Source organism: Streptococcus suis, from assembly GCF_016743335.1.
Classification (GTDB): domain Bacteria; phylum Bacillota; class Bacilli; order Lactobacillales; family Streptococcaceae; genus Streptococcus; species Streptococcus suis_Y.
The window spans coordinates 17,936-41,347 of the sequence record NZ_WCJE01000018.1; the positions used below are offsets into that span (position 1 = coordinate 17,936).

Genomic DNA, 23,412 nt, shown 5'->3' on the forward strand with positions numbered 1-23,412 from the left:
CATGAATTTTTGGTAAAATAGAAAAAACAAAAAAGAGAGGTTTTATCATCATGGGGAAATTCCAAGTCATTTCACACCCACTCATTCAGCATAAGTTGTCTATCCTTCGTCGTACATCTACTTCAACAAAGGATTTTCGTGAGTTGGTTAATGAAATCGCGATGCTAATGGGTTACGAAGTTTTGCGTGACTTGCCACTTGAAGATGTGGAGATTGAAACACCAATCACTAAAACAGTTCAGAAACAAATTGCAGGTAAAAAATTAGCTATCGTACCAATTCTTCGTGCAGGTGTTGGTATGGTTGACGGCTTGCTTAGCCTTGTACCAGCGGCAAAGGTCGGGCACATCGGTATGTATCGTGATGAAGAAACCCTTCAACCCGTTGAGTATCTTGTGAAATTACCAGAAGACATTGATCAACGTCATATTTTTGTAGTTGACCCAATGCTTGCGACAGGTGGTTCAGCTATCTTAGCTGTTGAATCCTTGAAAAAGCGTGGCGCTTCAAATATTAAATTTGTTGCTCTTGTTTCAGCTCCAGAAGGTGTAAAAGCTCTTCAAGATGCACATCCAGACATTGATATTTACACAGCAGCTTTGGATGAAAAACTCAATGAAAAAGGCTACATCGTACCAGGTTTGGGAGATGCAGGTGACCGCTTGTTCGGTACAAAATAATTAAGAAATCAGCTCTGCTGGTTTCTTTTTCATTTCCTGAAATCGTGTTTTTTATTTGACCAATTTTGACTATTCATATATAATGAGTACAGAAAATCTCGAAAAGGAGTAATTTTATGATTCCAGTAGTTATTGAACAAACTAGCCGTGGTGAGCGTTCTTATGATATTTACTCACGCCTTTTGAAAGACCGTATTATCATGTTGACAGGACCAGTTGAGGACAACATGGCAAACTCTATCATTGCACAATTGCTTTTCCTTGATGCCCAAGACCCTACAAAGGATATTTATCTCTATGTTAATACGCCAGGAGGATCGGTGTCAGCAGGTCTTGCTATTGTAGACACGATGAATTTCATTAAAGCTGATGTTCAAACCATCGTTATGGGAACAGCTGCGAGCATGGGAACCATCATTGCATCAAGCGGTGCCAAGGGCAAACGTTTCATGTTGCCAAATGCAGAGTACATGATTCACCAGCCAATGGGTGGAACTGGTGGCGGTACTCAGCAAACGGATATGGCCATTGCTGCAGAACACCTATTAAAAACACGTAATAAGCTAGAAAAAATCTTGGCAGACAACTCAGGTAAGACAGTCAAGCAAATCCACAAGGATGCGGAACGCGATTACTGGATGTCAGCTGAAGAAACCTTGGCTTACGGATTTATTGACCAGATTATGGACAATACAAAAGTCAAATAAGCAGTGACAAATATGTAATAGTACTGACTATTCCTATTAGCTCCAACTCTTTTACAGGTAGTTGGAGCTTTTCATTTATCATTGAAAACGGTATAATATAGAAAGAGAATTTTTAGAGGAGAAGACATGTTTGAGAAGAAAAATCGCACTTGCTTAACTGTCTATTTACACTACAATCGTGATGCACGTAAACTCAGCCAATATGGAGATATTGTTTACCATTCCAAACGCTTGCGATATGTTTTGGTGTATATGGATCAAGAACTAGTAGAATCTACCATATTAAAATTGAAAAAGGAACGTTTTGTAAAAAAAGTGGTTCCTTCATACATTAAGGAGTTAGACCAAAACTTTGTGGGTAATCTATGGAGAGATGAAGAACCATTAGTTGTAGGATAGTCGGAATTAGCAGGTATGTATTCCCTGCTAATTTTTTATTTTAAAATTTTTTTCTTTTTTTGTTGACAATTTTCAGATAATTCAGTATATTGGATACATCGTAAAATTTAAGAAAGATTTAAGGAGTTTTCATGAAAACAAGAAAATTTGCAGTAGCGCTTGCTACATTTGCCTCTGCAGCTCTACTCGCTGCATGTGGTAATGTTTCGACAACCAATACTTCAGCCGCAGGTTCTTCTGTAGGTGATACATTTAAAATCGGCTACAACTTGGAGTTGTCAGGTGCTGTTTCATCTTATGGTCAAACAGAGGAAAAAGGTGCCAACCTTGCCGTGAAAGAAATCAATGCTGCGGGTGGTATTGACGGCAAAAAAATCGAAGTGATCACAAAAGACAACAAATCTGAAACAGCAGAGGCAGCTACTGTTGCGACAAGCTTGGCAAGTGAAGGGGCAAACGTTGTGATTGGCCCAGCTACATCAGGAGCTTCAGCAGCCTCTATTCCAGCATTGACATCTGCTGGTGTTCCTATGATTACTCCTTCAGGAACTCAAACAAACCTGGTTGTGAACGATAAAGGTGAGGTCCAAGAATACTTCTTCCGTACAACCTTTACAGATGGGTATCAAGGTCAAATTATGGCTAAATACGCTACTGAGAACTTGTCAGCTAAGAAAGTTGTTCTTTACTTTGACAACTCTTCTGATTATGGTAAGGGTGTAGCAGAGGCGTTCAAGAAAGCATACACAGGAGAAATCGTTTCAGAAATCACATTTGCTTCTGGCGATAAAGATTTCCAAGCTGCTTTGACAAAATTGAAAGATAAGGAATTTGATGCTATCATCATGCCTGGTTACTACAATGAAACAGGTACAATTGTGAAGCAAGCACGCGGTTTGGGTATTGACAAGCCAATTCTTGGTTCAGATGGTTTTGACTCACCACAATTTACTGAATTGGCAACTGCATCAGCAGCATCAAATGTTTACTACCTTTCTGCATTTGTAACATCAGCAAGTGAAAAAGCCAAAGCATTCTATGATGCATATAAGAAAGAATACAATGAAGAGCCATCAATGTTCTCAGCTCTAGCTTACGACTCAGTTTACATGGCAGCAGAAGCAGCAAAAGGTGCAGCTGATTCAGCAGCAGTGAAGGCTAATCTTGCAGCTCTGAAAGACTTTGAAGGTGTGACTGGTACAATGTCTGTTGACAAAGAGCACAATGTTGTTAAATCAGTTTATGTTGTTGGTCTAACAAACGGAGAAGAATCATCTGTAGATACTATCTCTATTGACTAATAGTGGATGAAAAGAGGGAATTCCCTCTTTTTCACTTGTCAGAATGTATAGAATAGTAGACATGCGGATATAAAATTTGGGTAAAATTTTCGGTAATGATTAAACTCCCTATCTAACTTGCTTATTTTCAGAAAATTTTGTATAATGTAACAATGCTATTGAGCTCGAAAAATATTTAGAAAGATTGGTGAACCTATGCTTCAACAACTTGTCAATGGTTTGATTCTTGGTTCTGTTTATGCCCTTTTGGCCCTTGGTTATACCATGGTGTACGGAATTATCAAACTCATTAACTTCGCCCATGGTGATTTGTATATGATGGGTGCTTTTATGGGGTACTTCCTATTAAATAATTTAACTTTTATTGCAGATGGTGGAACGCGTTTCTTTGTTGCTCTCATTTTAGCGATGGTAGGGACGGCTATTCTCGGTGTCGTTATAGAGTTTTTAGCCTATCGTCCTTTGCGTAATTCAACGCGTATAGCAGCTTTGATTACGGCTATCGGTGTATCCTTCTTCTTGGAATACACTATGGTCAAATTCTTTACAGCAGACGTAAAAGCCTTTCCACAAGCCATTGAGGCTGTGACCTTTAACCTTGGCCCAGTTTCTGTAACCAATATCCAGTTGATTATTCTTGGTGTATCGCTTGTGTTGATGGTCGCTCTTCAATTAATTGTAAAACGTACAAAAATGGGGAAAGCCATGCGTGCGGTCTCTGTAGATAGCGATGCAGCTCAGTTGATGGGGATTAACGTAAACCGTACAATCAGCTTTACTTTTGCTCTTGGGTCAGCTCTTGCGGGTGCTGCGGGTGTTCTCCTAGGTCTCTACTATAACCAGATAGAGCCTTTGATGGGGATGACGCCAGGTCTGAAAGCCTTTGTTGCGGCAGTATTGGGCGGTATCGGTATTATTCCAGGTGCAGCACTTGGTGGATTTGTTATCGGTATTATTGAAACATTTACATATGTGGTCGGTTTGGATACTTTCCGTGATGCGATTGTTTATGCTGTATTGATCATCATACTCCTTGTTCGTCCAAGTGGTATTCTTGGTAAAAATGTGAAAGAGAAGGTGTAACCATGAAGCAAAATTTAAAAGTTAATGCAATTTGGTTGGCTATCTTATTGGCTGGTTTTGGACTTATTCAAGGTCTTGTATCAGCAGGGATTCTGAATTTTTACTACATCCAGATTGTTCAGCAAATCGGTATTCAAATTATCTTGGCAGTTGGTTTAAACTTGATTGTTGGTTTCTCAGGTCAATTTTCACTTGGTCATGCTGGTTTTATGGCTATTGGTGCTTATGCAGTAGGTATCCTTGGGAAAATGATGCCGTCTTATGGTGGTTTTGCTATCGCCTTGATTGTTGGGATGTTGGTTGCTGGTGGTGTAGCCCTCTTAGTAGGTCTTCCAACATTGCGTTTGAAAGGTGACTACCTTGCAATTGCGACCCTTGGTGTTGCAGAGATTATTCGTATTTTAATTATCAATGGTGGTAGTGTAACGAATGGTGCAGCAGGTATTATGTCTATTCCACTCTTTACAAGCTGGCCTTTAGTTTATATTTTTGTAATTATCACAACCTTGGTGACAGTTAACTTTTTGCGCAGTCCGATGGGACGTGCTACAATTTCTGTTCGTGAGGATGAAATTGCGGCAGAATCTGTAGGTGTAAATCCAACATTTGTTAAGGTTTCAGCCTTTGTATTTGGTGCTATGACGGCAGCCATTGCAGGTGGTCTCCATGCAGGATACGTTGGGACAATTGTTCCGAAAGACTTTGCCTTTATGACCTCCGTTAACGTTTTGATTATCATTGTATTGGGTGGTTTGGGCTCTATTACAGGTACCTTTGTAGCAGCCATTGTACTTGGTATTTTGAACGTATTCCTCAAGAGTTACTCTGATATTTCAATGATTATCTATTCATTAGCTCTTATTCTCTTGATGATTTTCCGTCCTGGAGGTCTTTTGGGAACTAAGGAATTCAGCGTAGCGGCTCTACTCAAGAAGAAGGAGGTTAAGTAATGGCATTACTTGAAGTAAAAGATTTAACCAAGAACTTCGGTGGCCTGACTGCCGTTGGTGACGTGACCATGGAACTTCATGAAGGGGAATTGGTTGGTCTTATCGGTCCAAATGGTGCTGGTAAAACGACTCTTTTCAACCTCTTAACAGGTGTTTATGAGCCAAGCGAGGGGACAATTTCTCTTGCAGGGACTATTTTGAACGGTAAAGCACCATCAAAAATTGCTTCGCTTGGTCTTGGTCGTACTTTCCAGAACATTCGTTTGTTCAAAAATATGACCGTTTTAGAAAATGTCTTGATTGGTCTTGGCAACCATGGTAAATCAGAAGTATTTGCAAGTTTCTTCCGTCTTCCAGCATTCTATAAGAATGAAGAAGCGTTGAAAACAAAAGCGATTGAACTTTTGAAAATCTTCGATTTGGATGGAGATGCAGATACATTAGCTAAAAACCTTCCTTACGGTCAACAACGACGTTTGGAAATCGTTCGTGCCCTTGCGACTGAACCGAAAATTCTTTTCTTGGATGAGCCAGCGGCTGGTATGAACCCACAAGAAACGGCAGAATTGACCCAACTCATCCGTAAAATCAAAGAAGAATTTGGCATTACTATCATCTTGATCGAACACGATATGAGCTTGGTTATGGAAGTGACGGAGCGGATATACGTATTGGAGTACGGTCGTTTGATTGCCCATGGTACACCAGAAGAAATTCGTAATAATAAGCGTGTAATTGAAGCCTACCTTGGAGGTGAAGCTTAATGGCAATGTTAGAAGTAAAAAATCTTTCCGTTAACTACGGTGTTATCGAAGCTGTTAAAGATGTTAGCTTTGAGGTTAATGAAGGTGAAGTTGTAACACTTATCGGCGCTAATGGTGCTGGTAAAACCTCTATCCTTCGTACTATTTCAGGACTTGTCCGTCCATCAGCTGGAACGATTTCTTTCCTTGAAAATGAGATTCAAAAAGTTCCTGCTCGTAAAATCGTAGCGGACGGTTTGTCACAAGTTCCAGAAGGTCGACATGTCTTTTCAGGCTTGACTGTTATGGAGAACTTGGAAATGGGTGCCTTCCTTCGTAACAATCGTGAAGAAAACCAAGCAAACTTGAAAAAAATATTTGCTCGTTTTCCACGTTTGGAAGAACGTAAAAACCAGGATGCAGCTACCCTTTCAGGTGGGGAGCAACAGATGTTGGCCATGGGACGTGCCCTAATGAGCCAACCAAAGCTCTTGCTCCTTGATGAACCATCAATGGGCTTGGCTCCGATCTTTATCCAAGAAATTTTTGATATTATCCAAGATATTCAAAAACAAGGAACAACTGTCCTCTTGATTGAGCAAAATGCCAACAAAGCCCTTGCTATCGCAGACCGTGGCTATGTTCTAGAAACAGGAAAAGTTGTCCTCTCAGGAACAGGAAAAGAACTCCTCGCCTCAGAAGAAGTCAAAAAAGCATATCTGGGTGGCTAAAACAACCCTGACGGGTTGTTTTAGGTAGGAGATAGGAAAACCAGTAACGCAAGTTGCTGGTTTGTCCCCCGAGGCTGACGCCTCATTTTAGGTTGGAAATGAGAACCGCTGGTAAGCAGTTTTCTTTATAGGTGGGTTACCCCACGTTTAAAGTTGGAGATGAGAACTGCCGGTAGGCAGTTTTTTTATATTCGGATAGGCTGTTTTAATCGGGAGATAGGAAAACCAGCAATATGCATTACTTGGTCCTCCGACTTTGACGGTTTTCTTTTTATCTCTTACTTGCTAATTTCTGGATAATATGATAGCATTGTATCTCCATCAGAAGTATTTTTAGAATGTCTATACCGAGGTATAAAAATGTTTACCAAAGAATTTGGATTGATGTTTTATGTGGATGATGTTGTTGCTGAAAAGGATTTTTGGTCTGCAGCTGGTTTTATGATTTTAAATGAAGCTGAGATGATGGGCTATGAGACTTTTGATATGAAGTCTCATCCTGAAGCTACAACGACTATCACAGTTTATGCAAATGAGTTTATTCGCCAAGTATCACCAGAAGTGATTGATATGAAGCCAAGTCTCTTGTTTGAGACAGATGATATTGACGGTCTTCAGGCACGAATCGCTGGCCTGACAGATACTTGCAGTTCGGTCAATGCGGAGCCTTTCCCTAACTTTAACTTTGCAAGTCCAAGTGGTCATTACTTTGCGGTTAAAGGATAGAAAAATTAGTTAGCTTTGGAATAATCAGCGGTTTTCTATCGCTGATTTTCATTTCTTTTCATTAAATATTGAAATCGTTTTCGAATTTATGGTATAATAAAGTATGATTTACCAAAGGAGGAAGTCCTATGTCAGTTAAAGATTTTATGACCCGTAAAGTTGTTTACATTTCACCAGATACAACCATTGCACACGCTGCAGATATTATGCGTGAACAGGATTTGCACCGTCTACCTGTCATTGAAAATGATAAGTTGGTTGGTTTGGTCACTGAGGGAACAATCGCAGAAGCTAGTCCATCGAAGGCAACTAGCCTATCTATTTACGAGATGAACTACCTTTTGAATAAGACTAAGGTCAAGGATGTGATGATTAAGAACGTCATTACCGTTTCTGGCTATGCCAGTCTAGAAGATGCAGTCTATCTCATGTACAAAAACAAGGTCGGTATCTTACCAGTCGTGGATAATGGTCAACTCTATGGAGTTATTACTGATCGTGATATTTTTGCAGCTTTTCTTCATGTCTCAGGTTATGGGGAAGAAGGAGTACGCGCTCGGTTCCTTGTTGAAAATAAGGCAGGAGAATTAGAAAAGATTATTCGTCTGGTAGCTGATAAGGACTATAATATTGTGTCTACTGTGCAACTTGCTACCAAGTCTGGAAAAGTTGTCATTGAAGTGCAGATTGACGGAAAAGTTGATGTTGAAGAAGTTCGAACTCTTTTCGAGGGTGCAGGTATCCAAGTGGATAGCTTGGTTCCGACTGTTGCTAAAAACATTTAAAAACCGAGATTTCTCGGTTTTTTTCTTTAGCTATCATTCTAGTATTTTAGGGGAATGTGATATAATAAAGTATATCACGTATGAGGAGGCTCTATGGGGTACAAATATAAAAAGTATAAGAAATATGGTAAAAATAATTCAGGACTTGTGGCCCTCCTTGTTTTATTGGCAATCGGTTTTGTCATGAGGTTCTGGTATATCTTATTGCCCATTGGACTCTTAATTGGCTATTTTTACAAGAGAGAGGCTATTCAGCGTTTTTTGAATGGAGATTCTATAAAACGCTTGCAGGCATTAACGCTATCTATTCGTTCGGGCTATGAAAAGCATCAAGAGCTCTTGGTGGAAAAGGGTGAGGATAAGGTTGTGTTACAGTTGCGAAACAGACTGTTAGGACAATTATTTGAATTAGATCAGCTCTATCAAAAAGTTGGAAAATATCTGAATGGATATGAAAGTAAAGAAGTTGTAGATACCTTGCAACTAAAATATCATTTAAAACTGCCAGAAGCTAAAACAGAAAAAAATACTGACACACAGGTTTCTACTGGTGGTAATGCTGTGATGGATGAACAAGGCATGATAGCGGATTTAGCTCCTGAAATTCTAGAAACCTATTGTAATATTCAAAGAGACAATCTTGTTATTCTTGAAAAGCTGGAAAAGGCGACAGATAAGCGGGAAGAATTGACAGCTATCCATGAGGCCAATATGAATCGGTTTAACGATATTTTACAGGGTTATTTGAAAATCAAAAAATCACCGAAAGATTATTTCAACGCAGAAGAACGATTGGTGCAGGCAAAATCAGCCATGGAAATGTTTGATAAGGATTTGGATGATACCATCAAACAATTTAACGAAGCGGATATGAAAGATTTTGAAGTCAGTCTGCGTATGATGAAAAGAGAAGAGGAATAGAGAAGATGTCAGGATTTAATTTCGATATTGATCAGATTGCTAATAATAGTTTATCAACCAAAGATAAGACAACAGAGCTTATTCAAGCGACTCCGACTGGAGATAATTCAAAAGTGTCTTTCTTGGCACAGTTGACACCGGAACAACAAACAGGTATTCGTGCCAAGGCTCCCCAATTGGTGGATAATTTCTTAGCTAATCAAAATGCCCTCTTGGATTTTGGTAAGGAAGCGGTAGAAGAAGTCAATGCCACGGTCAATCACATTTTGTCAGAACAGAAGAAGATTGAAATTCCACAGGTGGATGAGCTTTTGGCCAATACCAACCGTGAATTGAATGGTTTTGTGGCTAAGTATAAGGACATTTCCACAACTGCTGAATTAGAAAAGAAACCAGGTTTCTTCCAACGCCTGTTCAAGCAGACCAAAAATGATTTGCAGGAATTTTATTTTGATTCGCAGACCATTGAAAAGAAAATGGATAGCATGGCAGCCAGTGTGGTCAAGCAAGAAGAGGTGTTGGCGCGCAATATTGTTTCTGCAGAGCTTTTGATTGAAAATAATACCAAGTCTATCGAGAATTTGGTGGGGGTCATCGCCTTTATTGAAGCGACTGGTCAAGAGGCTACCCAGCGAGCAAAAGCAGAGCAAGAACGCTTGGCAGGTCTGCAACCAACTACGGTAGATTATCAAGTAGCTTCTGAGAAGTTGGCACGTGTAACAGAGGTTGCTAATATCCTCGAACAACAACATTCTGAGTATATGAGTCGCTTGTATGTCGCGTGGACAACGACACCGCAGATGCGTAATCTGGTCAAGGTTTCGTCGGATATGAAACAGCGCCTTGGGATGTTACGTCGCAATACTATTCCAACAATGAAATTGTCCATTGCACAGTTGGGCATCTTACAACAATCTATCAAGTCTAGCCAGACGGCAGATGCGATTGTCAATGCTAATAATGCTGCCCTTCAAATGCTTGCGGATACATCAAAAGAAGCCATCCCGATGATGGAACGCACAGCTCAGAATCCGACCCTTTCAGTAGCATCTGTTACCAAATTGGCAGAAAGTTTGGTTGCCCAAAATAATGGCATTATTGCAGCTATAGATGAAGGGCGTCAGAAACGTCGGGAGTTGGAAGCAGCTATTGTACGGTCTGCAGAGACTATCAACGATTCTGTTAAGCTACGTGACCAAAAAATCATTGCTGCTTTGCTGGAGCAAGGCAAAGAAGCACAGTCTGAGGCAGAGCAAGCACTTGAAACCAATCAATAATATAAAACCTGCAGTTCAGCGAAACTGCAGGTTTGTTTAATGGCGTTCTATTGGTTTTTTATCTCGATCTAAAGTAAATCCCTCACCGAGCACTTCATGTGCGTCTGTAATGGTGATAAATGCGTGGGGGTCAATGCGGTGAATAAGCTCCTTCATCTCTTGGAGTTGGCTCTTATATATGACCGAGTAAATCATGTTGACATCGGCTTTGCTGTAGAAACCTTGTGCCTTGATAAAGGTGACACCACGCTCGATTTCACAATCAATAGCCTGAGCCAATTGGTCAGATTTTTGAGAAACAATCATAACACCCTTGCTACCATATCCGCCCTCCGTGACAAAGTCAATAACCTTGGAAGCAATAGCAACCATCATTAAAGTATATAGAACTGTTCGGAGGTCTTTAAAAACAATAACAATCAGAGTTAGGATGAGGATGTCAACTGCAAGAATGATTTGTCCAATGGAGTAAGGTAGGAATTTATGACCTATACGAGCAATAATATCGCTTCCCCCAGTCGTTCCGCCAGCACGGAAGATGGTTCCTAATCCTAGTCCCATAAGAATCCCACCAAGGATACTAACGAGTATCAAATCTTGTTGTAGATTGATTGAAAAATGGATTTTTTCAAAAATGGCCAACCAAAAGGTAACGCTAAAGGTTCCTAAGATACTGAGATAGAGAGTCTTCTTTCCGAGTATTTTCCACCCGAGGATGAACAATGGAATATTAATCACAATGTTCATTATCCAAGGTTGAATATGAAGAAGGTAGTAAATAATCAGCGTCAATCCAGTTGCGCCACCCTCGAATAGACGATTGGGCATGATTAAATAATTTAGCCCAAAGGCAAATAGCCCTGCACCAAGCAAAATAAGTAAAATATTTTTCAAACGAACCATAAGCACCTCCGAATATGTGTATATATCAATTTTAAAAGATTTTCTCCTTAAAAACAAGTCAATTTCCAAGTGATTTTTTGACTAATTTTTGGTAAAATGGAATGAATATCTAAGAACCAGTCTTCACAAGTGAAGTGCTGAACTGTGCATACTGGTACTAAGAGCGAGGGAAAGATGAGAAACGGTTTTTTTATTACATTTGAAGGTCCAGATGGGGCAGGGAAAACGACTGTATTGCAACAGTTATTGCCAGCCTTGCAGGAATTGGGGCCAGAAGTAGTCACAACTAGAGAGCCAGGTGGGGTGGCGATTGCAGAAGAAATTCGCAATATAATTCTCAATCCTGCCAATACTGAAATGGATGATAAGACGGAGCTGTTATTGTTCATTGCAGCACGACGTCAGCATTTGAAAGAGAAGATTCTTCCACCCTTGGCACAGGGGAAATTGCTCTTGATTGATCGTTTTATCGATTCCTCTATTGCCTATCAAGGATTTGGACGGGGCTTGGATATAGATGACATTCATTGGCTCAACCAGTTTGCAACAGATGGTTTAAAGCCAGATTTAACCCTTTATTTTGATATTGATACAGAAGAGGGGCTGGCTCGAATTGCCCGCAATGCTGACCGTGATGTGGATCGCTTGGATATGGAAAAAGCAGATATGCATAGACGGGTGCGTCAAGGCTATCTTAGTATTTTAGAGCAGGAACCAGAGCGGTTTGTAAAGATTGATGCCAGTCAGCCACTAGAGGCTGTTGTTGCAGATGCTCTGGCGGTCATTAAGAAACGGTTTGCAGAAAGAACATGAAGATTGAAGAACTTAGAAACTTACAACCCAATGTATTTCAACGTTTTGTGACAATTTTAGAGCAGAGACGTTTGGCGCATGCCTATCTATTTTCAGGTGACTTGGCTAGTTTTGATATGGCAATTTTTCTCAGTCAATCGTTATTTTGTCAGGAGAAAGAAGGCGTCCTTCCTTGTCAGAAGTGTCGGTCTTGTCGTCTAATTGAAGCAAATGAGTTTTCAGATCTTACTGTTATTGCACCGCAGGGAAATGTTATCAAAACAGATACGATACGTGAATTAGTTAAGAATTTTTCACAATCTGGATTTGAATCCAATAAGCAGGTTTTCATTATTCGTGATGCTGAGAAGATGCATGCTAACGCAGCCAACTCTTTGCTAAAAGTAATTGAAGAACCTCAGTCAGCCATTCACATCTTCTTATTGACCAATCAGGAAGAAGCTGTCCTTCCTACTATCAAGAGTCGGACACAGATTATAGGTTTTCCTAAAAATATTCCGGCCATGGAGCGAATGTTAGAAGAGGAGGGCTTGTTAAAAACACAAGCGAATCTCTTAGCTCAACTGGTTTCAAGTCAAGAAGAAGCGAAAAAGTTAGCAGAAAATAAAAACTTTTTAGATTTGATGGGACAGACAAAGAAATTTACAGACTTGCTCTTGGTGGAGCCTACACGTGCTTATTTGCAAGTTGGAATCCTAGTGTCTTTAGCTGTGGAAAAAGCTGAGCAGGGACGTTTGTTTGACCTTCTGAGTCTGATATTATCTGAGAAAATGATGGAGTCGGCAAATGTACGTGAAAAAATGGATGCTGTTCTTAAGGCTAAGAAGATGTGGCAGGCAAACGTAAGTCTACAAAATAGTCTAGAGTATATAACTCTGTAAAATAAAAGAAAGGGAGATAATGGATAAAAAAGAAATTTTTGATGCCCTAGATGATTTTTCGCAGAATCTTCTAACCACGTTGGCAGAAGTGGATGCTATCAAAAAGCATTTACAGGGAGTTATTGATGAAAATACGACCCTCCGCTTGGAAAATTCCAAGTTGCGCGAACGTTTGGAAAAAGATGATAAGACAGGCCATAAATCTTCCAACTTTGGTAAGGAGAATTTGGAGAATATTTACGAAGATGGTTTCCATATTTGTACCTTCTCTTATGGTCAACGTAGGGATAATGATGAACCTTGTATGTTCTGTGTGGAATTATTGAATCGAGATTAGGATGAAAGTACAAAAATCATTTAAGGGACAGACGAGTTTTGGGACGTTATATCTGGTGCCAACGCCTATTGGAAACTTACAGGATATGACATTTCGAGCTGTTCAGATTTTGAAAGAAGTGGATATAATTGCAGCGGAAGATACGAGAAATACAGGCCTCCTACTCAAACATTTTGAAGTAGGCACCAAGCAAATATCCTTTCATGAACACAATGCCCATGAAAAAATTCCAGTTTTGATTGATTGGCTCAAATCTGGTCAGTCCATTGCGCAAGTTTCTGATGCAGGCCTGCCTTCCATTTCGGATCCTGGTCATGACCTGGTAGGGGCAGCGATTGCGGAAGATATTCCTGTTGTAGCACTTCCAGGAGCATCGGCGGGAATTACAGCCTTGATTGCATCTGGTTTGGCACCCCAGCCACATATTTTTTATGGATTTTTACCGAGAAAATCGGGGCAGCAAAAAGAATTTTTCCAAGAAAAAAAGACCTATCCTGAGACGCAGATTTTCTATGAATCTCCATATCGTGTGGCAGATACCTTAGAAAATATGTTGACAGTTTATGGTGATCGTCAGGTAACAGTTGTTCGAGAATTGACCAAGTTATACGAAGAATACCAGAGAGGAAGCATTTCCGAATTACTAGAGTATTTGGAAGAAAATCCACTTAAGGGAGAATGCTTGATTATTGTCGAGGGTGCTGGTGAGGAAGTCTATCCTTCTGCTGACGAAGTGGACTTGAAGGCTGAGGTAGAAAGGGAAATTGCAAGTGGCATAAAACCTAATCAGGCTATCAAAGAAGTGGCCAAACGCTACCAACTCAAAAAACAAGAAGTATACGATGTTTATCATGGACTAGGCTAATGCTTGGTCTTTTTGGTTTTTAGGTATTTTCCGTACCTTTTCTGAGAACTCAGCATATTTTATGGAATTGTCTGAATATTTGTGATATAATGAACAGACTAATTTAATGGAGGGATTTTATGACAATCTACAACTTCTCTGCAGGTCCTGCAGTATTGCCAAAACCAGTACTTGAACGTGCCCAAGCTGAATTCTTGGACTACAATGGTTCGGGAATGAGTGTTTTGGAGATGTCCCATCGCTCCAAGGACTTCGATGATATTATTAAAGGTGCTGAAGCGACCCTGCGTGAACTTATGGCTATTCCTGATAACTACAAGGTGTTGTTCTTACAAGGTGGAGCATCTTTGGAATTTACCATGATTCCTCTCAACTTTGCCCAAGGTAAAAAAGCCTACTATCTTGTCGGTGGCTCATGGGGTAAAAAAGCCTATACTGAGGCTGTGAAGCTGTCTAAAACAATTGACTTTGAACCAATCTTGCTTGGCTCTACAGAAGATATCACCTATGCAGAATTGCCAACCTTCGATAAAAATGATATTGATCCAACTGCTGCTTACGTGCATTTGACAACAAACAATACCATTGAAGGTACAGCTGTTTACGATATTCCAGATACCAACGGTGTTCCAGTTATTGGTGATATGTCTTCAAACATCTTGGCGGCTCGCTACAATGTGGAAGACTTTGCCATGATTTATGCTGGCGCTCAGAAAAATATTGGTCCTGCTGGTGTGACGGTGGTGATTGTTCGTGAGGACTTCCTCAATGATCAACCAATGCTTTCAAGCATGTTGGACTACCGTATTCAAGCAGAAAATGACTCTCTTTATAATACACCGCCAGCTTACTCTATCTACATTTCCAAACTCGTCTTCGAATGGGTCAAGGAAATCGGTGGTGTGGACGAAATGGAAAAAATCAACCGTGAAAAGTCTGGTTTGCTTTATGACTATATTGACACGTCAGCTTTTTACAGCAACCCTGTTCGTAAAAAAGAAGAGCGTTCAGTAGCGAACATTCCTTTTGTCTCACCAAGTGAAGAATTAGATGCTAAATTTGTCAAAGAAGCAACAGCAGCTGGTTTTAAAAACATCAAAGGTCACCGTTCAGTAGGTGGGATGCGGGCGTCGCTCTATAATGCTTTCCCACGTCAAGGTGTGGTTGAATTGATTGACTTTATGAAAAAATTTGCAGCGGAGAATGTTTAATGGAAATTAGATTAGCACATCCAAATGAGATGGAGGCTATTGTCAATATTCTTGAAGATGCTCGTGCATTTCTAGCAACCTCCGGTATCAATCAATGGCAGGGAGAGTATCCTAATAAAGAGAATATCTTTGATGACATTCTTTCTGGCAGAGGTTACGTTGGTATAGTTGACGGTAAGGTGGCAGCTTATGCCGCCATTCATCATGGTCAAGCAGCAGAATATGAGGCCATATATGAAGGAAAATGGCAGCACAATCATCCTGTATATACAACATTTCATAGAATTGCAGCAGCTGACGAATTTCGTGGTCAAGGAATCATACAAACTTTTTTGCAAGGTTTAATTGAAGGTCAAAAAGGACCGGATTTCCGCTGTGATACCCACGAGCAGAATAAGACAATGCAGCACATTCTAAAAAAATTAGGCTATGTCTATTGTGGTAAAGTCCCAATAGATGGAGAACGTCTAGCCTATCAAAAAATCAAGCACAAGAGCGAGCGGAGTCTTTACCAGGAAATCAGTGAAGACGACCGTTGGTTACTCGGAAATAATTAATGAAATAAAGAAAGTCAGGCGGCAGCTATTCCGCCTTTTTAGGTAAAAATAAATGGTATTTAGCGTACGAACCTTTAACAATATTAACCAAGTTGGTTTGAAGGAATTGGGCAATCGTTTCCAGATTGACGGAGATCATGCAGCAAATCCAGATGCCTTTATCATCCGTTCTGAAAACTTGCATGGCTTTGATTTTCCCGAAAATCTGAAAGCCATTGCCCGTGCTGGTGCAGGGACTAATAATATTCCAATCGAAGAGGCAACTGAGAAAGGGATCGTGGTCTTCAACACTCCAGGTGCCAATGCCAATGCCGTAAAAGAGGCAGTCATTGCTTCCATCCTCTTGTCAGCGCGTGACTATATCGGAGCGACGGCATGGGCAAATACATTGTCAGGAGATGATGTGCCTAAGCAGGTTGAAGCAGGTAAGAAGCAGTTTGCTGGGACAGAGATTTCAGGTAAGACTCTTGGTGTTATCGGACTTGGTGCTATCGGTGCGCGCATTGCTAACGATGCCCGCCGTCTGGGTATGAATGTGCTTGGTTACGATCCTTATGTATCGATTGAAACGGCTTGGAGCATTTCCAGCCATGTCAAACGTGTGGATGATTTGAAAGAAATCTTTAGCAACGCGGATTACATTACTGTTCATGTTCCTTTGACAGACAAGACCCGCGATTTATTCAATGCGGACAGTTTTGGTCAAATGAAGAAAGGAACGACTTTGATTAACTTCGCCCGTGGTGAGTTGGTCAATAACGCTGACCTGTTTGAAGCTATCGAAGCAGGAGTTATCAAGAACTACATCACTGACTTCGGAACAGAAGAAGTGCTCAACAAAGACAATATTATTGTCTTCCCACATGTTGGTGGGTCAACAGAAGAAGCGGAGCTCAACTGTGCCATTGCGGCTGGTCAGACCATTCGCCGTTTTATGGAGACTGGTGAAATCATCAACTCAGTTAACTTCCCAAATGTCAAACAGTTCTTGGATGCACCGTATCGGATTACTCTCATCAACAAAAACATTCCAAACATGGTGGCAAAAATTACCACAGCCGTGTCTGAATTGGGCATCAACATTGACAATATTATCAACAAGTCAAAAGGTGACTATGCTTACACCTTGTTAGACTTGGATGAAGCAGATAAGGCAAAGATTGATCAGTTAGTTGCTAACTTTGAAGCGACCGATGCGATTGTCAAGGTTCGTGTTATCCAAAATAAAAACTAGTATGTATGTGAAAACGATCTATCAAAGTCCACTTGGGCCTATGTCCCTTGTTGCTAGTGATAGGGGCATGCGAGGAGCTTGGTTTGAGGGACAAAAATATTTTGAACGAGGCTTGAATGAGAAAGCTATTTTAGCATCCCATCCCATTTTAGACCAGACCAGTCTCTTGCTGGATGCTTATTTTTCAGGTCAAGATGTGGATTTTACTAGCCTGCCTCTTGAAGCTATTGGGACTGAATTTCAGGAAAATGTCTGGACTCTATTGAAAGAAATCCCTCATGGTCAGACGACTAGCTATGGACAACTTGCCCAGCAACTGGGCCTTCGTTCTGGGCAGGCAGTAGGAGGAGCAGTTGGGTGCAATCCCTATTCTATTATTGTTCCCTGTCACCGTGTTCTCAATCAGAAAGGACAGTTGACAGGCTATGCTGGAGGACTGGATAAAAAAATCTGGCTCTTGCAACATGAAAATCCACAGTTTGAGGTGAAGAAATGATCATATTTTATGAATATCCTAAATGTTCGACTTGTCGGGCAGCAAAAGCAGAGCTGAAGAGTTTGGGCTTGGAATTTGAAGCTATTGACATTAAGTCAACACCGCCTAGTGCTGAAGAGTTAAAAGCTTGGATGGAAGCAACAGGTCTTGAATTGAAAAAGTATTTTAATACTTCAGGAAATAGTTACCGCGAACTTGGTCTGAAGGATAAATTTGATAGTTTGACGGTGGATCAAGCATTAGACTTATTAGCTAATGATGGTATGCTGATTAAACGTCCATTACTTATTCGAGATGGAAAAATCTTACAGATTGGCTATCGAACAAAATATGAAAATCTCGGCTTATAAGGTCGGGATTTTTTATTGACTATAAAAGTCTAAATAAAGGGCAATAGTTACCAATCATGCAATGAGTATAAATAGACATAATAAACATATATGAAAACTATATATATTTGTATGATTGAAACCAAGAAAATTTCAAAGATTTTTTCAGAACTCTCTGCAAAACTGCTGAAAAAATCGCGTTTGCATATATATATATATATATAACAGTGAAATTTGTTTGTTTTTTGCCGTAAACTACTTTTATTTTTTAAAAAAATTTAGTATAATATTGCTGAAATAACAACGTGATAAAGAATAATTATGCATATAAGTATATGAAATGGAGTAAAGTTATGAAAAAGGTAAGATACTTTCTTAGTTCTTTCTTATTACTTGTTCTATGTTTGGATATTATTCGGCTACCGATAACAATTTTTTCGGAATCAGTTAGTGCTACAACGCCACTAACCATTCGGACTAAGTATCTAGAACATCTGAAGGAAGATGGTCAAAAGCTGGCCATTAAGCTAGATACCAGTCAAAAGCAGCTCGATAGGCTAGATGTGATTGTCCAGATTGAAGAGGGAGTAGACATCAGCAAAGGGCTTTCCTTGGTGCTCCAGAATGAGCTGGAACTGGAAAGTCAGCTGGATGAGCAAGGGATGCTCAAGGAAAAACTTCCACTAGGTTTTGTCAAGGACGAAGATTATCGTGAAGAAGATGCGCCCAAGGAATTTCCTGAGCAGGAAGTTGCCCCAACTGATGCAACACAGGATTCTCTAGAAGCTCCCTTGCCTGTATATGGTCTAGGCTATTACTCCATCAAAATCAAGCCAGATCCTGAACGCCATATAGAGTGGAAGGTAGATGAAGAGCAGCCTGAGCGGAGATACGAGGAAATTCTGCTACGCTTGAAGATAAAGAGTCCGCTACAAACTGGTCAATTTATGGCCGTTCTGTCTTCAGATTATAAGACCATCTTAACAGAAGACTGGAAAACATTTGAAGAATTGGTCAATAGAAATAGTATAGAGATGGTGACTGATTCCGCAGCCTTCGATACCTCACAACCAGTCTCAGAAAAATCGGTTTCTGATACCGAGCAGCAAGTCTCAGAAAAATCAGTTTCTGAGACCGAGCAGCCAATTCCAGAAACTTCTGAATCTATTTCTGACAACACGCAGTCTAATCCAGTACCTGAAGGCGAAGAGGTGCTACAAGAAGAACAAGCTTTAGCCATTCAAACAGCTAATCTACGCTTGGTATTACATGAATACGAAGAAGGTGTTTTGCAACCTAGCAAGCCCATCGCAGGTGCGGAGTTTTCTATGATAGCTGTAGGAAATTTTGAAAGCGCTCACAAAGGTCGTACAGATGAACAAGGAGTCTTGGAATGGCGAGATTTGCCCGTAGGTGAGTACCAGATCAGTCAATTGTCAACAGCTCAAGGTTACGAAGTAGAGAAACAGCTGCCAGCCATTCAGTTGCAAGAAAGTGGAGCCGAAAAAATAATCCATGTCACCAATGCTAAAAAGAATGAGTTAGAAGGACAGGTTGGTAGTATGTTGCGCTCTGCTCGGACAAGGAGGGCTGTAACAGAAACGAATACGAATAGTACAACTACCATTATCAACAATCCGAATGGAACAACCACTACTGTTACACGAGAAGAAGAGATTACAAAATACATTTTTGATACGATTCGGATTGAGATTCCGGGGGTAACACGTCATTTTAGACAGGGAGGAGATTTACGCAAGAAAGAAATTCAGGTTACCTCTACTGGTGAAAAGAAGATTATTTGGGAATATATTACAACCGTTACTGGAGCAAGTGATAGATATATCAAACAAATTGCAAATACTTTTATGGTGCCAGTTGACTCAGGACTTGGAGCACCTAAGATTACATCTATTATCGACAACCAAGGACAAACGCTTGAAAATCCTGAGACGAGTCAGTATAGTGATTCTGGTAGATTTAATTCTGTTACAAATCAGTTGCCGATTCAAGATGGCACATATGTGTACACCATTGAAACACCGATTCTTCTTCCAAGTGAGAACTACACACTGGATTATTATTCGGATGTTAAGGTGCAAGCGCCGATACGTTCCCGTTTGACACAAAATGGACAAACGATTGTATTAACTAGGGAGGAGGAGCGGAACATTAAAAGTGCAGGTAGTTTGACCTTGCCAAGTGATCAAACCACCTCACCCTATGATACACCCAAATTATCAGATACCATTCGAGTGAATGGTCGCTATCGCGAGTCTGATAATAAGGTGATTGAGTGGTATACCTCTCGTCTCAATACGACAGATAGTGTACAAACGTATACATTTGACGTTGCTGAAGATAAGAATACACAAGCGGTTCATTCAAAGACTGTCTATGTCTATGAACCTACTGAGGGGGGAAATTATAATCTAAAGAGTACGCAAACAGTTGATAAAGCGCAAAGTCAAATCACAGTAAGTGATGTTCCAGTAGGAGGCATTGCTGTTGTCGAAACAATCACCAACGTGACAAATGAAAAAGCCAATCATACGATTACGGGAGCATCGCTAGAAGCACTAAAAGGTGATATTACAATACAGAAAAAATGGGCAACTGGTACGGAGAAGACCGCTGTCACTTTTTCTGTCAATGGTGGAAGTTATCGAGACCATAAAGTAACCTTGCCAGAAAATCAGTCACAGGTAACAGTTTCAAATGTCGAAAAGTTTTCTGGAACAGGCAGTATTGCCACAAAAACACGAATATACTATGAAGTGACCGAAGATGTTCCAGTTGGCTATGCGCTTTCTACTGCACAGATGGATTGGAAAAACTTGCAGTATGTCTTTACGAATAAAAAGGATACTAGCCAACCTATCACACCTACGCCACCAGGTTCTTGCGAATCATACGGTGTCACAAGTGTTGAACCAGTCAATATTAACTGGTTGACTTGGCAACGAGGTAGTAATAGATGGGGAGGATTCCACGGGTCGTTAAAATTCTACTTCAAATTACCAGCTTTTGCTAAAGAAGGTGATAGCTTTACAATTGAATTGCCAAGAGAATTAAAACTCGAACACTTAGCAAATCCATCTGTCGAATGGACACCTGTTTATAAATCAGGTACAGATGTAATCCTTGCTCGGACCTACCATGTAGAAGATAGAAAATTAAAATTTGTGCTGACATCTGCTGCTTACTCTGTGAACGAATACAGTGGGTGGTTTGAAATTGGTAGTGATCAGAGTGCAAACCTAGTTCAGATAAATAACGATACGAATGTAGCTGGAAAAAAATATCTGACTGGTGTGCGTCCAGAAGTACCTGTCTGGTATTCTTTTGACCCTGAAAATCCAATCAATACACAGTCTAACATTGTAAATAAAAAGTTGAAGTATAAGACTAGCTATAAAGGTGGAAATTTTGACTGTAGCCACACTGTGACTGGTAACGGGACGCTCAATGCGACTGAGAATGGTAGCGGTGGTCTACAAGGAAGTTTGCATCAATTTTCTTCCGTTCACAAACAAGTCATCAATCAGACAGCTGATTCTGTGACCTGGGAGTTGGTTTATAACGGAGGTAGGAACGATATTTCCGGCAGTATTTTAGCAAACAAACGGAAGTTTTGGGATCGGCTACATGTGGATACCCCCCTGTACGATGGCAATACCCATACAAGCATTCTTAAAGATTTAGAAATTTTTGTATCAGATGGGACTCCGGCAGATTCTTATGTTGAGTCAGATATGGCACAACTTAAATATAAAACAACCTCAAATAGTGGTGCGAATACAACATATCATTATGGAATTGATGGTACCAATATGGGACTGGCTGTCCTGTTGAAACGTGAGGATTGGGGAGATGCTAATTTTGGTTTTCAGTCAAACTATGCACTTGAGTTTTATTATGAAGGAAGTGATTGGGGAAGGAAGGCAATCATCGTTCGTATAAAACAACGAAAAAATGGAAATAATACACTGAGAAATGCAGTCAATGTAATGTGGAATAGCCTAGTAATCAGTGGAAAAATGGGCACAGATAACTATTTTGTTGCTGGAGACACGGTTGCCAGTGGTGGTGCCTATCCGACAGATTGGTATGCTTTCCGGCTTAAGAAAGTGGATCAGCAAAAACGTCCGTTAGAAGGTGCGGTCTTTACTCTCTACGACTCGAAACAGCGCCCTTATCAAACCATTCGTTCAAATGAACAAGGTATTCTTGAATTTACTAATATCTTAGGAGGAGAGTACACTTTCAAGGAAGTTGAAGCACCAGCGGGTTATACGCTAGATACGACAGTCCATAGATTGATTATTAGAAATTCAGACAATATAACGATTGATGGACAATCCTATACTGCACAAGCACCGTTTGAAATTATAAACAAGAAGGATGCGAAACTCAGCCTCAAACTCAAGAAAAAAGATCTGGCAAATACTCCCTTGAAAGGTGCTGTATTCCGCCTGAGAAAAACAGATGGTGGTCAGCCATATGATGAGACGCTCGGAAATACATTTGAATCAGACGAGTTCCTCTTTAATGAGTTGACAGTAGGGAACTACACGCTGGAGGAAGTAAGAGCACCCACAGGCTATCGTGGAATGGGGCAGATCAACTTAACAGTTTATGAAGAAAATGGAACGCTTAAACTGCGTAAACAGGCAGACACGGCTAACAGCCAGACCAGTACTCCTCAACTGAACAATGGTGTGGTGACTCTGGATATCTATAATCAACCGCTTGAACTAACGTTTACGAAGCAAAATGCTCAGGGAGAACCATTGGAAAATGCAATCTTTGAATTGCGTCAGATACACTCAACTGGTTTTACAGTTGTACGAACAAACCTCTTCTCTAAAGCCAATGGACAATTTGTCCTGAAAGGTCTCTTGCCAAATACCACCTATGAACTGTGGGAAACTCGTGCACCAGATGGCTATGCAAAACCAACTCAAGCAGTGGTTCAGTTTACTGTAAACGAAGATGGAACAGCCCGATTTACTCGTGGCAATTCGACTATCGTTAACTCTCCACCGAAATTTAAGCTTAAGATTGTAAAAATCGATGCGGAGACAGGACAAACGATTACGGAAGGCGTCAACGATACCGCCCCACGTTTCGCGGTGACAAATGCTACAGGAGAAACGCTTAATGGTCAAATTGCCAATCTGCAAAATGGTATGTTTACATTCACAAATGGAAGCGGTGCCAATTCTGGATTTGAAGCAGGAACCTACTATCTTAAAGAAATCCGAGCACCGCAAGGGTATACACAACTGACAAACTTAATACCATTTACAATCCACTCAGATGGACGTGTAACAGTGAGTGAAGAGTTTGCGGACGGGATAGCCACCAGTGCAACATCTCCAGATACAGTACAAATCAAAGTCAAAAACGACCGCTTAAAAACCTTGCGTATTTCCAAACGCATCAAGGGATTGGAAAACTTGCCGAGTCTTATCACAGGA

Annotated in this window: 23 protein-coding genes; 22 read left to right on the forward strand and 1 reads right to left on the reverse strand. The window is 40.5% G+C overall.

All coding sequences use genetic code 11. The annotated features are described in order from the left end of the window. Positions 1 to 50: 50 nt before the first annotated feature. The 12 genes from upp (at position 51) to F9856_RS06640 (ending at position 10,303) form a co-directional block, all read left to right on the forward strand. Positions 51 to 680: a uracil phosphoribosyltransferase gene (upp, locus tag F9856_RS06585; RefSeq protein WP_099779813.1), complete on the forward strand. Its 630-nt coding sequence runs from the start codon at positions 51 to 53 to the stop codon at positions 678 to 680. 95 nt (positions 681 to 775) lie between these two features. After that, positions 776 to 1,387 carry an ATP-dependent Clp protease proteolytic subunit gene (locus F9856_RS06590; RefSeq protein WP_223375679.1) on the forward strand — a complete coding sequence of 204 codons (612 nt, stop codon included), beginning with the start codon at positions 776 to 778 and terminating at the stop codon, positions 1,385 to 1,387. 126 nt (positions 1,388 to 1,513) lie between these two features. Beyond that, entirely contained in the window at positions 1,514 to 1,786 is a 273-nt protein-coding gene (locus tag F9856_RS06595; protein WP_202106120.1) for a YlbG family protein, read from the forward strand. A 131-nt stretch (positions 1,787 to 1,917) separates the two neighbouring features. After that, a complete protein-coding gene (locus tag F9856_RS06600) occupies positions 1,918 to 3,087 on the forward strand; it encodes an ABC transporter substrate-binding protein (RefSeq protein ID WP_024378396.1) in 1,170 nt (389 codons plus the stop codon). A gap of 195 nt (positions 3,088 to 3,282) precedes the next feature. Continuing rightward, the gene (locus F9856_RS06605) at positions 3,283 to 4,170 is read left to right on the forward strand and encodes a branched-chain amino acid ABC transporter permease (protein WP_029173565.1); all 888 of its coding nucleotides are present in this window, start codon (positions 3,283 to 3,285) and stop codon (positions 4,168 to 4,170) included. A gap of 2 nt (positions 4,171 to 4,172) precedes the next feature. Further along, positions 4,173 to 5,120 (forward strand): branched-chain amino acid ABC transporter permease, encoded by a 948-nt coding sequence (locus F9856_RS06610; RefSeq protein ID WP_202106121.1) that lies wholly within the window; start codon positions 4,173 to 4,175, stop codon positions 5,118 to 5,120. Then, positions 5,120 to 5,884 carry an ABC transporter ATP-binding protein gene (locus F9856_RS06615; RefSeq protein WP_002937291.1) on the forward strand — a complete coding sequence of 255 codons (765 nt, stop codon included), beginning with the start codon at positions 5,120 to 5,122 and terminating at the stop codon, positions 5,882 to 5,884. Before F9856_RS06610 ends, F9856_RS06615 begins: the two co-directional genes overlap by 1 nt. Beyond that, positions 5,884 to 6,594: an ABC transporter ATP-binding protein gene (locus tag F9856_RS06620; protein WP_202106122.1), complete on the forward strand. Its 711-nt coding sequence runs from the start codon at positions 5,884 to 5,886 to the stop codon at positions 6,592 to 6,594. Before F9856_RS06615 ends, F9856_RS06620 begins: the two co-directional genes overlap by 1 nt. Before the next feature lie 360 nt (positions 6,595 to 6,954). Beyond that, positions 6,955 to 7,320, forward strand: a complete 366-nt coding sequence (locus F9856_RS06625) for a glyoxalase (RefSeq protein ID WP_202106123.1) — start codon at positions 6,955 to 6,957, stop codon at positions 7,318 to 7,320. A 128-nt stretch (positions 7,321 to 7,448) separates the two neighbouring features. Next, positions 7,449 to 8,105, forward strand: a complete 657-nt coding sequence (locus F9856_RS06630) for a CBS domain-containing protein (protein ID WP_024377199.1) — start codon at positions 7,449 to 7,451, stop codon at positions 8,103 to 8,105. A 93-nt stretch (positions 8,106 to 8,198) separates the two neighbouring features. Further along, a complete protein-coding gene (locus tag F9856_RS06635; RefSeq protein ID WP_202106124.1) occupies positions 8,199 to 9,026 on the forward strand; it encodes a hypothetical protein in 828 nt (275 codons plus the stop codon). Positions 9,027 to 9,031: 5 nt separating this feature from the next. Then, entirely contained in the window at positions 9,032 to 10,303 is a 1,272-nt protein-coding gene (locus tag F9856_RS06640) for a toxic anion resistance protein (protein ID WP_172004167.1), read from the forward strand. 36 nt (positions 10,304 to 10,339) lie between these two features. On the opposite strand, the gene F9856_RS06645 is transcribed toward F9856_RS06640, so the two are convergent. Then, positions 10,340 to 11,206, reverse strand: coding sequence for a YitT family protein (locus F9856_RS06645; RefSeq protein WP_024377196.1), 867 nt, complete (start codon positions 11,204 to 11,206; stop codon positions 10,340 to 10,342). 174 nt (positions 11,207 to 11,380) lie between these two features. Here F9856_RS06645 and tmk point away from each other — a divergent pair, with 174 nt between their 5' ends. The 10 genes from tmk to F9856_RS06695 all read left to right on the forward strand — a co-directional run. Continuing rightward, the gene (gene tmk / locus F9856_RS06650) at positions 11,381 to 12,019 is read left to right on the forward strand and encodes a dTMP kinase (protein ID WP_024412257.1); all 639 of its coding nucleotides are present in this window, start codon (positions 11,381 to 11,383) and stop codon (positions 12,017 to 12,019) included. Next, positions 12,016 to 12,900, forward strand: coding sequence for a DNA polymerase III subunit delta' (locus F9856_RS06655; RefSeq protein ID WP_202106125.1), 885 nt, complete (start codon positions 12,016 to 12,018; stop codon positions 12,898 to 12,900). The genes tmk and F9856_RS06655 overlap by 4 nt, the downstream gene beginning before the upstream one ends. 19 nt (positions 12,901 to 12,919) lie before the next feature. Continuing rightward, a complete protein-coding gene (yabA, locus tag F9856_RS06660; RefSeq protein WP_004298942.1) occupies positions 12,920 to 13,237 on the forward strand; it encodes a DNA replication initiation control protein YabA in 318 nt (105 codons plus the stop codon). 1 nt (position 13,238) lies between these two features. Continuing rightward, complete coding sequence (gene rsmI / locus F9856_RS06665; protein ID WP_202106126.1) at positions 13,239 to 14,102, forward strand: 16S rRNA (cytidine(1402)-2'-O)-methyltransferase; 864 nt, start codon at positions 13,239 to 13,241, stop codon at positions 14,100 to 14,102. A 119-nt stretch (positions 14,103 to 14,221) separates the two neighbouring features. Then, a complete protein-coding gene (gene serC, locus F9856_RS06670; protein WP_202106127.1) occupies positions 14,222 to 15,313 on the forward strand; it encodes a 3-phosphoserine/phosphohydroxythreonine transaminase in 1,092 nt (363 codons plus the stop codon). Then, positions 15,313 to 15,870, forward strand: a complete 558-nt coding sequence (locus F9856_RS06675; RefSeq protein ID WP_202106128.1) for a GNAT family N-acetyltransferase — start codon at positions 15,313 to 15,315, stop codon at positions 15,868 to 15,870. The genes serC and F9856_RS06675 overlap by 1 nt, the downstream gene beginning before the upstream one ends. A 52-nt stretch (positions 15,871 to 15,922) precedes the next feature. After that, positions 15,923 to 17,104 carry a 3-phosphoglycerate dehydrogenase family protein gene (locus F9856_RS06680; RefSeq protein WP_105203022.1) on the forward strand — a complete coding sequence of 394 codons (1,182 nt, stop codon included), beginning with the start codon at positions 15,923 to 15,925 and terminating at the stop codon, positions 17,102 to 17,104. Between the two features lies 1 nt (position 17,105). Beyond that, on the forward strand, positions 17,106 to 17,600 hold the full coding sequence (locus F9856_RS06685; protein ID WP_202106129.1) for a methylated-DNA--[protein]-cysteine S-methyltransferase: 495 nt from the start codon (positions 17,106 to 17,108) through the stop codon (positions 17,598 to 17,600). Further along, positions 17,597 to 17,950, forward strand: a complete 354-nt coding sequence (locus F9856_RS06690) for an arsenate reductase family protein (protein WP_202106130.1) — start codon at positions 17,597 to 17,599, stop codon at positions 17,948 to 17,950. The genes F9856_RS06685 and F9856_RS06690 overlap by 4 nt, the downstream gene beginning before the upstream one ends. Before the next feature lie 332 nt (positions 17,951 to 18,282). Further along, a partial coding sequence (locus F9856_RS06695) for a prealbumin-like fold domain-containing protein (protein WP_202106131.1) occupies positions 18,283 to 23,412 on the forward strand: 5,130 nt, incomplete at its 3' end.

Coding starts and splice junctions, on each gene's coding strand:
- F9856_RS06635 (WP_202106124.1), top strand. CDS start 8,199: ATGGGGTACAAATATAAAAAGTATAAGAAATATGGTAAAAATAATTCA.
- F9856_RS06690 (WP_202106130.1), top strand. CDS start 17,597: ATGATCATATTTTATGAATATCCTAAATGTTCGACTTGTCGGGCAGCA.
- F9856_RS06600 (WP_024378396.1), top strand. CDS start 1,918: ATGAAAACAAGAAAATTTGCAGTAGCGCTTGCTACATTTGCCTCTGCA.
- tmk (WP_024412257.1), top strand. CDS start 11,381: ATGAGAAACGGTTTTTTTATTACATTTGAAGGTCCAGATGGGGCAGGG.
- F9856_RS06655 (WP_202106125.1), top strand. CDS start 12,016: ATGAAGATTGAAGAACTTAGAAACTTACAACCCAATGTATTTCAACGT.
- F9856_RS06615 (WP_002937291.1), top strand. CDS start 5,120: ATGGCATTACTTGAAGTAAAAGATTTAACCAAGAACTTCGGTGGCCTG.
- rsmI (WP_202106126.1), top strand. CDS start 13,239: ATGAAAGTACAAAAATCATTTAAGGGACAGACGAGTTTTGGGACGTTA.
- F9856_RS06630 (WP_024377199.1), top strand. CDS start 7,449: ATGTCAGTTAAAGATTTTATGACCCGTAAAGTTGTTTACATTTCACCA.
- F9856_RS06620 (WP_202106122.1), top strand. CDS start 5,884: ATGGCAATGTTAGAAGTAAAAAATCTTTCCGTTAACTACGGTGTTATC.
- F9856_RS06645 (WP_024377196.1), bottom strand. CDS start 11,206: ATGGTTCGTTTGAAAAATATTTTACTTATTTTGCTTGGTGCAGGGCTA.
- F9856_RS06625 (WP_202106123.1), top strand. CDS start 6,955: ATGTTTACCAAAGAATTTGGATTGATGTTTTATGTGGATGATGTTGTT.
- F9856_RS06595 (WP_202106120.1), top strand. CDS start 1,514: ATGTTTGAGAAGAAAAATCGCACTTGCTTAACTGTCTATTTACACTAC.
- F9856_RS06640 (WP_172004167.1), top strand. CDS start 9,032: ATGTCAGGATTTAATTTCGATATTGATCAGATTGCTAATAATAGTTTA.
- F9856_RS06675 (WP_202106128.1), top strand. CDS start 15,313: ATGGAAATTAGATTAGCACATCCAAATGAGATGGAGGCTATTGTCAAT.
- F9856_RS06680 (WP_105203022.1), top strand. CDS start 15,923: ATGGTATTTAGCGTACGAACCTTTAACAATATTAACCAAGTTGGTTTG.
- F9856_RS06685 (WP_202106129.1), top strand. CDS start 17,106: ATGTATGTGAAAACGATCTATCAAAGTCCACTTGGGCCTATGTCCCTT.
- F9856_RS06605 (WP_029173565.1), top strand. CDS start 3,283: ATGCTTCAACAACTTGTCAATGGTTTGATTCTTGGTTCTGTTTATGCC.
- F9856_RS06610 (WP_202106121.1), top strand. CDS start 4,173: ATGAAGCAAAATTTAAAAGTTAATGCAATTTGGTTGGCTATCTTATTG.
- serC (WP_202106127.1), top strand. CDS start 14,222: ATGACAATCTACAACTTCTCTGCAGGTCCTGCAGTATTGCCAAAACCA.
- yabA (WP_004298942.1), top strand. CDS start 12,920: ATGGATAAAAAAGAAATTTTTGATGCCCTAGATGATTTTTCGCAGAAT.
- upp (WP_099779813.1), top strand. CDS start 51: ATGGGGAAATTCCAAGTCATTTCACACCCACTCATTCAGCATAAGTTG.